The sequence below is a fragment of the Thermogutta sp. genome, assembly GCF_014359955.1.
In the GTDB taxonomy this organism is placed as follows: domain Bacteria; phylum Planctomycetota; class Planctomycetia; order Pirellulales; family Thermoguttaceae; genus Thermogutta.
On the sequence record NZ_JACIYL010000836.1, the window covers coordinates 1 to 1,853 of the forward strand.

Sequence of the window (1,853 nt, forward strand, 5' to 3'; positions counted from 1 at the left end):
TGGGGATGTGTTGGACCAGGCAAAGGGGCTCGGCATTCTTACAGAGCGTGAGAGGGCGCTCGGCGGTTGCGCCGTGACCGACGGTTCCTGGATAGAATTTTGTGATAAAATCCACAGTACTGCTCTAATCTTCCTTGCTGTACGCCGGTCCGAGCGAACGGGAGAAAGAAAGTATTGGAACCGTCCGGCGCTGGCTTTCGGGCGGCAGGCATTCAAGGCTGCGAAAACACGTGAGGCAAACTATGGCAATCTGGGATGCGATCCGGATCTTTTTGGCGACTCTCTTCGACAGGGAGACAGCCCGCCGGGTGCACGAAATTCTGGAAAAGCGTCGCTCCGGTGAAACGCCACCCGCGGTTGAGTCTGCGGAGGCGGCGCCGCCTAAACCTGCGGTTGCGCCCCTGAAGCGAGTCCCAGAAAAGGTGGCCAAAAGTGAAGCGTTGATCCTCCTGGAAACGCTTCAACGTGAAGCACGCTTCGTAGATTTCATTAAAGAGGATCTCAGCGGGTATAGCGATGCTCAAATCGGCGCAGCCGTTCGCGATATCCATCGAGATTGTGCCGCCGTGCTGGAAAGACTTTTCGCCATCCGGCCCGCCGTGGATGTGCCTGAAGGAACGGAATATGTCGTCCCCGAAGGTTTTGATACCGGGCGGATCCGCCTGGTGGGAAACATCCACGGTGGTCCCCCGTATCGGGGTCGGGTCACGCATCATGGTTGGGAAGCAACGGAGTGCCGTCTTCCTGTCTGGACCGGCACGGAAGCGTCAGTGCGGATCATTGCCCCGGCGGAGATAGAAGTCGGTGGGGCGTAGTGTCGTATCCCCTGTGTGCCTTTCCATTCCTCTCTTTCCTGGAGCCCGTTTTCCATCACTGGCGCAGGTGCCCCCAGGGAGGCCACAACCAAACGAAATCGATCAAAAAACCTCGACAAGTGAACCTCACAAGCACGTTGTTGTAAAACACGTCCCGAAGACGTACGCCGTCAGGCCCCGTGAAGAGAGAATGGATCATATTGGGTTAAGAACGACGCCACAGCAGGTTGCTCTGGGATTGCCAAAACTTGCTGCAACCGATGACTTGATGAGAAACAACCTCAGGAGGGTTGCCCAATGAGTCCCCAATTTGTGGTTGGGATCGATTTGGGAACGACAAACTCTGTTCTCGCCTATGCGCCCTATGACGCAGACGAACCAAAACTGACGGTTTTGGAGATTCCCCAACTTGTAGCGCCCGGCGTCATTGAAAATCGCACGACGCTCCCGTCTTTTCTTTATCTCGCACGGGACCATGAGATCGCGGCGGGGACACTCGATTTGCCGTGGGCGCAGGGGCTGACTTACGCCGTTGGAGAATTGGCTCGCCGCCAGTCAGCGGAGGCGCCCGAACGTACCGTCTCGGCGGCGAAATCGTGGCTGTGCTACAGCCGGGTGGATCGCCACCAGCCGATTTTGCCCTGGAACGCGCCTGCCGAGGTCCCTCGGATCTCACCGGTAACGGCTGCCCAACGATATCTGGAGCACCTCATTGGAGCGTGGCATCACGCGTTTCCTGACGCCCCCATCAAGGAACAGAAGGTGGTGCTCACCGTGCCGGCTTCGTTTGATGCGGCCGCCCGGGAACTGACCCGGGAAGCCGCCCTCGCGGCAGGGCTTCCGGATGATCTGATCCTTTTGGAAGAGCCCCAGGCGGCACTGTACGCCTGGCTGGGAGACATCGGTCCCAGATGGCGAAAGCTGCTGAGGGTTGGTCATCAGGTCCTTGTGTGCGACGTGGGAGGAGGAACGACGGACTTCACGCTTGTCCGGGTGGAAGAACAAGACGGGGAATTAATGCTCCAGCGAGTGGCTGTG

The 1,853-nt window shown here is 58.3% G+C and carries 2 protein-coding genes; both read left to right on the forward strand.

Going from position 1 to position 1,853, the window contains the following annotated elements:
• Window positions 1-242: 242 nt before the first annotated feature.
• Window positions 243-815 carry a DUF2760 domain-containing protein gene (locus H5U08_RS17430; RefSeq protein ID WP_297036021.1) on the forward strand — a complete coding sequence of 191 codons (573 nt, stop codon included), beginning with the start codon at window positions 243-245 and terminating at the stop codon, window positions 813-815.
• 297 nt (window positions 816-1,112) lie between these two features.
• On the forward strand, window positions 1,113-1,853 hold a 741-nt coding region (locus H5U08_RS17435), incomplete at its 3' end, for an Hsp70 family protein (protein ID WP_297036024.1).